Origin of the sequence: Aequorivita vitellina (assembly GCF_022008365.1) — a bacterium.
Classification (GTDB): Bacteria; Bacteroidota; Bacteroidia; order Flavobacteriales; family Flavobacteriaceae; genus Aequorivita; species Aequorivita vitellina.
Map to the genome: position 1 here is coordinate 1 of NZ_JAIRBA010000060.1, position 4,154 is coordinate 4,154.

The following is a 4,154-nucleotide window of genomic DNA, read 5'->3' on the forward strand; positions in this document are numbered from 1 at the left end:
TAGATACAAATATAGGAAATATTTTGGATTTGAAAAGTAATTTTGAATTATTCTAAAAGGTCGTCTTAAATGCACCACAACGTTTATGTATAAGAATAGTTGCGGGTTTGCGTGCGAGGATTTTCCGATGGAAAATCAGACGTAGCAAATACGCAACTACCTTTGTTTTAGCACTAAACCGCAATTATTTTTATACGGTGTTGTAGTGCGTTTTTATTTTTTTTTAAATATAACAAATCCAACTAAAATTGCGTTTTCACTAATAGAGTCAGTATAAACTATTGCAATTGGTTCGTTCAAAAATCCAGTAATTACTTTGTCAATTTCCTTTTTCGGTAAACTAAAAGGTAATCGACTATTATTGTCCTCGTCAAATTCCGCTATTGTTTTTTTTCCGACCAGAAATTTTATTTTCCGACTTATAATATCAGAATTGAAGTCGTAGAAAACAGATACATTTAAATTTTCATATTCGTCCGTGGTATTCAATTCTACAGTATAAATTATTGAATTAAAGTGGTTGCTTTGAATTAATAACTCCGAATCTTTGGATAATTTCCAAGTCGTAATTGTATCAGTTTCTACTTTCGCAAAAATAGAGTTTGATATTCCGAAAGCTATTGTCAGAATTAATATTTTAATCAGGTTTCTCATTTTTCTCAAATGCACTACAACTGTCTCGGCTATGAGTAGTTGCGTGGGTTAACACTTAACTTTGCAAGTACACACTAAACTGAAAATCCGCGAGGATTTTCAGAAGTAGGCGAGAACAAGCAATTACTTATAGCCATTGTTGGCAAATCGTTTTTTTAATTCATTCCGGGTAATAAAAGACTTAATCCATAAAAATAGATTCCGCCAATTATTAAAATTCCGATAAAATTTGATTTTAATTTTGTGTTTTTTAAATCAGTCCAAATGGATTTAAATTTTTCTTTTTCCGACACAACAACTTTCGTATTTGCAATAAAATCACCAATTCGCCTTTCAGGGTTTATGAGTCCAATAATAACTTCTAATGGCCAAGCAACGCAAATTGTCAAATTCCGCACAAAGCATTGTAATTCATTCGCTGGTTTATTCGTTTTTCGGTCAATTACTTGAAACCCTAAAATCCGTTTTGCTGGACTTTTGGCTTTGAAAAAGTCCTTATTTAAATAAATGAAGAATGGAATAAAAACCAATATTATTCCAATTCCGTAATTCAGATTGTCCTTCATTAATGCTCCTAATCCGAAAATCAGAAATCCCAATGGTACAATTAAAAGACACATAATACAATGGTCTAAAAGCATACTTAAAACTCGGTTAATTCTTGAGTTACTATTCGCTACCTTGGAAATTTCTCCGACTATTACTCCATTATTATTGTTCGTTTCTGTCATTCTCAAATGTTTGCCAACGTTTAGTATAACCGCAGTTACGGGATTAAATTTAATGTTTTTCGGATAAGCAACGACGGTATCAATTACGCGTGGATTCGGACGCAGTCGAATCCGCCGTTATTGTGGTTATACATTGTGTGTGCCCAGCATGGGCATCTTTTACTTTACCGAAAGGTAAATAATTAATCTAGAGGGTGCATGTCCCTTATGGGCAGGGGTAACGCCTTGAACCATTAGTAAGCTGCAAGGTTGCCGACCGTGAGGTCGGGACTGAAGGAAGCAGGACTACAAAACTCGATACTGACGAACAGGAACCGTATACAGAGGCATTTATGCGCGGGTAAGCAACCACATCATTGTAACGCCCCAAGAACACCAAAAGTGCATTTATGTAGATACGGCAGGGATTGAGTGAAAGAAGATGCCATTACCTGGGGAGGTCTCCATAGCCACGAGTTGGTATAATGGAGAAGTCAGCAGAAGTCATAGTACTTATAGGAAACGAGCTGTGAAAAGAAACCACAGAAGTCTCACAAATGAGGAAGGACTGAACATTAGATTATGTTGGAATTCGATTGGGAAGCCTAGCTAGCCCAACCTTAGCCCAACAGGAGTATTTACATTTATTGACCCTATGATTGAAAAGGTATTAGAAGCAAAGAATCTTTATAAGGCGCAGCGTAAAGTTGAGCGCAATAAAGGAGCGTGCGGAGTAGATGGTATGAAGACAACGGAATTAGCTGCTTACATAGCTGAACACCGTGACGACCTACTGTCCTCTATCCGCACACATCGCTATGTGCCAGACCCGATTTTAGGGGTTTCCATTCCAAAAGGTATGGGTAAAACCAGACTTTTAGGGATTCCAACAGTAGTAGATCGATGGCTACAACAATCGGTAAACCAACAGTTGATGGTTGAGTTCGAATATGAATTTGAACCGTTCAGCTACGGTTTTCGCCCTAATAAGAACCTTCACAAAGCAGTACTACAAGCCCAGCAGTATATCAATACTGGCTATCAGGACATTGTAGATATTGATTTACAGGGGTTCTTTGACGAGGTAGACCATATGCGATTACTGCAACTTATTTACAACAAGGTAAAATGCCCAACGACCTTGCGTCTAATCCGAAAATGGCTACGAGCGCCCATACGTATTAATGGGCGGCTGGAGAAACGCCGAAAAGGAATACCGCAAGGAAGCCCTTTGAGTCCATTGCTATCCAATATTATGTTAGATGTACTGGATAAGCATATGGAATCGAAAGGACTGCGTTATGTTCGTTATGCTGATGATTTTAGTGTTTACACTAGGAGCAAAAGCGAGGCAAAAAGGATAGGTAATGAGCTATATATCTTTTTAAGAGATGCTCTCAAGTTACCTATCAACAAAGCCAAGAGCGGTATTCGCAGACCTGTACATTTCCAATTGCTAGGACACGGTTTTGTGCCTGTCTACAAAAAGGGTTTAAAAGGGCAGTACCAATTAGTTGTATCTCATAAGAGTTGGGGCAAGTTTAAACGAACGTTAAAGCGTATCACCAAAAAGACCAAACCCATATCCCTGTTAGAACGCCTTGAAAGACTCAATGAAGTCTGTCGGGGATGGATTAACAACTATCGGTTAACTCAGAGTTATGCTAAACTTAAAAAGCTAGATACTTGGTTAGGAAACCGATTGCGATATTGTATCTGGCACGATTGGAAAAAGCTAGAACGTAAACGTAAAAACCTTATTAGATTGGGAATAGAACAGGGGCAAGCGTATGCTTGGAGTAGAACACGAATGGGAGGATGGGCAGTAGCTCAAAGTCCTATTTTAAAAACTACCATAACCATTTCTAGACTCAAACGAAAAGGCTATAAGCCGCTAGGAGATTACATCGATAGAGCACAGACTTTAATCTGGTGAACCGCCGTATACGAGACCCGTATGTACGGTGGTGTGAGAGGCGCACTCCGTTCCTAGTTAGGGGCGGAGCCGTCTACTCGATTGTGCAACGTTATTTTACCCGCAATCTATACACTCTTTTTTCCCTTGGCAATATACTCCGCAAGATTTTGAGTTTACGACTCCAGAGTTATTTACGGTAACTAAATATTGTGTGTTTTTTAAAGATTCTAAAATAACTAAACTTCCTGTTGAATTAGATTTCATTAAATAGAATTCAAATCCATCTTTTGTTTTTCGGTATGAACCACCTCTCTCATCACAATAATCTATTCCAAATTTCCTAATTGTTGTTAGCAAAAGAGCTTCTTCCATTGTATCAATTTCACTAAGGAAAATTTTTAAATCCTCCGTGTTTTTTATTTTAGAGACTTCTCCATTTTCTACGGCCATTATGTAATAAGCGTCAGTAGCATGATGTCCACGAACAATAAAACCTTCTTGGCTATAACTTAAATCAATCAGACTACGATTTTCTGTCTTGCCTTCTTCGTGTAATATATCAACGTGTTCATGACCTCCATTGGTGGAACGTAATAAAGTCCAATATTCATATTTTTCATTAGGATTTAGATTTCGACCAATGCTTTCAATCACATCAATTTTCCAATCAAAATCAATTTTCTCAAATTCAGGTTCTTTCTTGCAACCTATGACAGCAAAGATTATGGTTATTATTCCAATAAGTATCGAAAATTTTCTCAATTTTTTTCTAATGTTGCACAACGGCAGTTTGTCTAATAACCCGCTCGTGTTTTTATAGTTTTTACTAAATTACATTTTTTTGGTTTAGTACATTAGTTGAAGTTGTTTTT

Annotated in this window: 4 protein-coding genes; 1 reads left to right on the forward strand and 3 read right to left on the reverse strand. The window is 37.1% G+C overall.

Going from position 1 to position 4,154, the window contains the following annotated elements; genetic code table 11:
• Window positions 1-213: 213 nt before the first annotated feature.
• Window positions 214-654 carry a hypothetical protein gene (locus K8089_RS15790; protein WP_237604261.1) on the reverse strand — a complete coding sequence of 147 codons (441 nt, stop codon included), beginning with the start codon at window positions 652-654 and terminating at the stop codon, window positions 214-216.
• Between the two features lie 155 nt (window positions 655-809).
• Window positions 810-1,385 carry an RDD family protein gene (locus tag K8089_RS15795; RefSeq protein WP_237604264.1) on the reverse strand — a complete coding sequence of 192 codons (576 nt, stop codon included), beginning with the start codon at window positions 1,383-1,385 and terminating at the stop codon, window positions 810-812.
• Window positions 1,386-2,019: 634 nt separating this feature from the next.
• Between K8089_RS15795 and ltrA the strand changes: the two genes are divergently transcribed.
• On the forward strand, window positions 2,020-3,300 hold the full coding sequence (ltrA, locus tag K8089_RS15800) for a group II intron reverse transcriptase/maturase (protein WP_237604262.1): 1,281 nt from the start codon (window positions 2,020-2,022) through the stop codon (window positions 3,298-3,300).
• Window positions 3,301-3,396: 96 nt separating this feature from the next.
• Here ltrA and K8089_RS15805 read toward each other — a convergent pair whose 3' ends face one another.
• A complete protein-coding gene (locus K8089_RS15805; protein WP_237604263.1) occupies window positions 3,397-4,044 on the reverse strand; it encodes a hypothetical protein in 648 nt (215 codons plus the stop codon).
• Window positions 4,045-4,154 lie beyond the last annotated feature (110 nt).